Below are 4,392 nucleotides of genomic sequence, written 5' to 3' on the forward strand. Positions count from 1 at the left end.
ACCCCCCCCACAGACCCACCCCCCACGCGCGGGCGGGCTGGGGCCCGGACGTCGTTGTGTGCGTCAGGGCGCCGTGCATCGTGCGCCGGGCTCCGTGAGGGCTGGAACTTCGAGGTGTCCGACAGCGGTGGTTCATCGGGCGCTCGAGGCCGCCCGGTAACGCAGAGTTCCTACCGCCGAGTGCTGCCACGCCCTCTGTCGGACGGGCCGTGCCGGAAGCTCCGCGTAAGGGGTCGGCGCTCGTGCTGCCGTCGGACCGACGGGCGCCGTGACGGCCTGGGGAGCGCCTCCACGGGTTGATCAGGCCGAGGCCGGGAGGCGCCGGTCGGCCCGCCCGACCGCCGAGTCCCGGATGTCGGTCCGGCCATGCCGCCGCCCCGTCGGCTCACCCGACCAAGCCCTCCCCCTCCCGAGCAGACCGGCCCCCTACGCCCCATCCAACGCCGCATGGCCAAGAACGAACCCTCGCCTCGGCAACTCCTCCCGCCACCCCCACTGTCGAGTTTCGGTCGCGCCCGAAAACAGCCCGACTCGCCCCTCCTCGTTCGGCGCTTCGGTCACCCCGCCGTCACCAGCGACATCGCCGGACCCCGTCCCGGGCCCCACCTCCTGGGCCTCCTCCGTCACCCACCGCCGCGGTAAGAAAATCTCGTCCGAATCATTGACGCACTCTCAGCCCCTCCGTACCTTGTGCCAGCAAGCGCTTACTTGAAACGATTCATGCGAGCGGGACGACGTGCGGGGAGGTCCAACCGTGGTGAACGGCAGGAATGTTGAGAGGCGTACGATCCTGAAGGCGGCCGGAGCCACGGCAGCCACGGTGGGGTTGGCCGCGACGACCGGGTGCGGCGGTGACGGAGGGACCTCCGCGGACGGGACGGTGACGATCCGTTACGCGTGGTGGGGTGCGGAGGATCGTGCCGAGAGAATCAACAAGACGATTGAGCTCTTCCACAAGAAGTACCCGAAGATCAAGGTGAAAACGGACTTCCAGCCCTATCTCGACTTCTGGAAGAAGTTCAACACCCAGGCCTCCGGCGGAAATCCGCCGGACGTGTTCCAGAATGCGATCGGCTTCCTCCGGAAATACGACGCGAAGAACGTCCTGCTTGATCTCAGCGAGCAGGCCGAGGCCGGCAACCTCCGGATGGAGGGATTCCGCGCGGGCCTCGAGAAGTTCGGCGAGATCGACGGCAAGCTCCTCGGCGTTCCGGTCGGTTCCAACTCGATGGCGCTCGTCATCGACAAGCCCGTCTACACCCGCGCCGGCATCAAGCCGGAGCAGGGCTGGACCTGGGACGATTTCGACGCGGCGATGAAGAAGATCCGCGACAAGACGGGCCGCGCCGGCGACAGCGGCATGTACGGCACCATGTACCTCTACGACCTGTACCTGCGCCAGAACGGCAAGGCGTTCTTCACCGAGGAGGGACTCGGCTTCACCGAGGCGGACCTGACGGACTGGTGGACGAAGGCCAGGAAGGGCGTCGAGGAGGGTCTCTACTCCGACCCCAAGAAGGTCGCCCAGATCAAGCCCAAGTCGGCGCTCGCAGCGGAGCTCTCCGGTGGCGAGTACACCTGGGACAACTTCACCGTCCGCTACACCTCCGAGGGCAAGAGCGAGTACGGGCTGGCCCCGATCCCGACGACGGACGGCAAGAAGACCGGCCAGTACCTCGGCTCCCTGATGCTGAGCGCCTCCAAGCGCACCCAGCACCCCAAGGAAGTCGCCCAGTTCATCGACTTCATGGTGCACGACCCCGAGGTCGCCAAGATCATGGGCTACGACCGGGGCGTGCCCGCGACGCAGGCCCAGTTCGACGCGTACAAGCCGACCGACCCGGTCAACCAGGCGATCGCCGCCTACGAGGAGTCCCTGGTCAAGTCCGGCGTCCTCGAACCGATCACCCCCCACCCGAACGGCGCGGACATCTGCGAGTCGGCGTTCCTGCGCATCGCCGAGGAGATGGGCCTGGGCAAGAGGTCCGTGGCGGAAGCCGTCAAGCAGTTCTTCACCGAGTCGAAGACGGCTCTCGGCACCTGATGGGAACCGCCGTGACACACGCCCCTGCGATGGAGGGCCTGTCCCAGGACTCCGAGCCGCGGTACGGTCCGGTGAAGCCCGAGCGCCCCGCCGCCCTCAAACGGCGGCGGCGCCGGGAGAACCTGGCCGGCTATCTCTTCATGTCCCCGTGGATCGCCGGGTTCCTGCTGCTCACAGCGGGTCCGATGATCGCCTCGCTCTACTTCGCCTTCACCGACTACAACCTGTTCGACGCGCCCCAGTGGATCGGTCTCGACAACTTCTCCGAGATGTTCGGCGATCCGCGCTGGCGCCACTCGGTGCAGGTGACGCTCTGGTACGTCGCCGTCGGCACACCGCTCAAGCTGATCGTCGCCCTCGGCGTGGCGCTGCTGCTCGCCCAGAGCCGGCGCGGGCAGGCCTTCTACCGGGCCGCCTTCTACGCGCCGTCGCTCATCGGCGCGAGCGTCTCCGTCGCGATCGTCTGGAAGGCGATCTTCTCGGACGACGCGATCGTCGACCGTACGCAGCAGATCTTCGGCATCGACGTCGGCGGCTGGACCGGCGACCCGGACATGATCATCTACAGCCTGGTGGCGCTCACCGTCTGGCAGTTCGGCGCCCCCATGGTGATCTTCCTGGCCGGTCTCAAGCAGGTTCCGCGTGAGCTCTACGAGGCGGCCGAGGTCGACGGGGCGGGCACGTTCCGCCGGTTCTGGAACATCACGCTGCCGATGATCTCCCCGGTCCTCTTCTTCAACGTCCTGCTGGAGACGATCCACTCCTTCCAGATCTTCAGCTCGGCGTACATCGTCGGCGGCGGTGCGGGCGGCAACGCCTGCGGTCCCGCCGACGGCTCGATGGTCTACACCTGCTACCTCTACGTCCAGGGCTTCGAGAACAGCCGGATGGGTCTGGCCTCCGCGATGGCCTGGCTGCTGCTCGTCGCGGTCGCCCTGGTGACGGCGGTGCTGTTCTGGTCCCAGAAGCGCTGGGTGCACTACGAGGAGGGCGCCCGATGAGCGCGCAGGCCACCACCGACGTCAAGCCGTCCGGCTCCGGGGCGTTGCGGCACAAGCTGCCCGGCTCCCTCGCCTGGCACCTCGGGTCCCTGCTGGTCCTCGCGGTGATTCTCTACCCGGTGGTCTGGGTCGTCGGCGGGTCCTTCAAGAAGAGCGAGGACATCGTCGGCAGCCTGGACCTTCTGCCGAGCGACCCCGTCGTCGCCAACTACAAGAGTCTCGCCGACGGCATCGCCGACATCTCCGTCTCCACCTTCTTCTACAACTCGCTCCTCCTCGCGGTCGGCTCCGTCGTCGGCATCCTGGTGTCCTGCTCGCTGACGGCGTACGCCTTCTCCAGGATCAGGTTCGCCGGGCGGAATCTGTTGTTCACGCTGATGATCGGCACGCTCCTGCTGCCGTACCACGTGCTGCTGATCCCGCAGTACGTGCTGTTCCGCAACATGGAGCTGATCAACACCTACACGCCGCTGCTGCTCGGGAAGTACCTGGCCACCGAGGCGTTCTTCGTCTTCCTGATGGTGCAGTTCATGCGCAACATGCCCAAGGAACTGGACGAGGCGGCCCGCCTCGACGGCTGCGGGCACTTCCGGATCTACTGGTCGATCGTGCTGCCGCTGAGCCGGCCGGCCCTGATCACCAGTGCGATCTTCACGTTCATCAACTCCTGGAACGACTTCATGGGCCCGCTGATCTACCTCAACGAGCCCGACAAGTACACGGTCTCGCTCGGCCTGAAGATGTTCGTCGACCAGGAGGGGCTGGCCAACTACGGGGGCATGATCGCCATGTCACTGGTCGCGCTGCTGCCGGTGCTCGCCTTCTTCCTCGCCTTCCAGCGCTATCTGATCGACGGCATGGCCACGTCGGGTCTGAAGGGCTGAGGCGGACATGGCCGGGACACGGGTGAAGGCACGGGGCGAGTCGGTGTTCGCCGAGCGGTTCGCGGTGTTCGCCGAGTGTCTGCTGACCGGTGTGTGGATCGCGGTGGCCTCACTGGGAGTCGTCACCTACCCCGCCGCGTTCGCGGCCGGGGCGCGGCACCTGCGGCGCCGTACCGCCCATGAGGGCGGCGGCTGGCGGGAGTTCGTCGCGGACTTCCGCACCGCATTGCGCGGCGGGTGGCTCGCCGGGCTCGCCGGGTGGGTGGCGGTGGCCGCGGTCTGGGTGGACGTGCAGGCGGCCCGGGCGGGGATTCCCGGCGGGCCGCTCGTCGGGGCCCTCGGCGTCGTCGCGCTCATCGGGCTCGTCGTGGCCGGGCTGCGCGCGTCCGCGGTGTGGACGCCGGATACCCGCTGGCGGACGCTGCTGGCCGGGGCCGGGCGGCGAACCGTGCTCGACCCGGCC

The 4,392-nt window shown here is 67.8% G+C and carries 4 protein-coding genes; all 4 read left to right on the top strand.

Annotated elements, in window-relative coordinates:
* Positions 1-754: 754 nt before the first annotated feature.
* On the top strand, positions 755-2,044 hold the full coding sequence (locus ABZ281_RS39815) for an extracellular solute-binding protein (RefSeq protein ID WP_356662861.1): 1,290 nt from the start codon (positions 755-757) through the stop codon (positions 2,042-2,044).
* Positions 2,044-3,045 (top strand): sugar ABC transporter permease, encoded by a 1,002-nt coding sequence (locus tag ABZ281_RS39820; protein ID WP_356662862.1) that lies wholly within the window; start codon positions 2,044-2,046, stop codon positions 3,043-3,045. Before ABZ281_RS39815 ends, ABZ281_RS39820 begins: the two co-directional genes overlap by 1 nt.
* Entirely contained in the window at positions 3,042-3,929 is an 888-nt protein-coding gene (locus tag ABZ281_RS39825) for a carbohydrate ABC transporter permease (RefSeq protein ID WP_356662863.1), read from the top strand. The genes ABZ281_RS39820 and ABZ281_RS39825 overlap by 4 nt, the downstream gene beginning before the upstream one ends.
* Positions 3,930-3,936: 7 nt before the next feature.
* A partial coding sequence (locus ABZ281_RS39830) for a hypothetical protein (RefSeq protein WP_356662864.1) occupies positions 3,937-4,392 on the top strand: 456 nt, incomplete at its 3' end.

Origin of the sequence: Streptomyces sp. NPDC006265 (assembly GCF_040613555.1) — a bacterium.
In the GTDB taxonomy this organism is placed as follows: domain Bacteria; phylum Actinomycetota; class Actinomycetes; order Streptomycetales; family Streptomycetaceae; genus Streptomyces.

Excerpts from the sequence above, each read along its gene's own strand:
- ABZ281_RS39820 (WP_356662862.1), top strand. The coding sequence starts at position 2,044 with ATGGGAACCGCCGTGACACACGCCCCTGCGATGGAGGGCCTGTCCCAG.
- ABZ281_RS39825 (WP_356662863.1), top strand. The coding sequence starts at position 3,042 with ATGAGCGCGCAGGCCACCACCGACGTCAAGCCGTCCGGCTCCGGGGCG.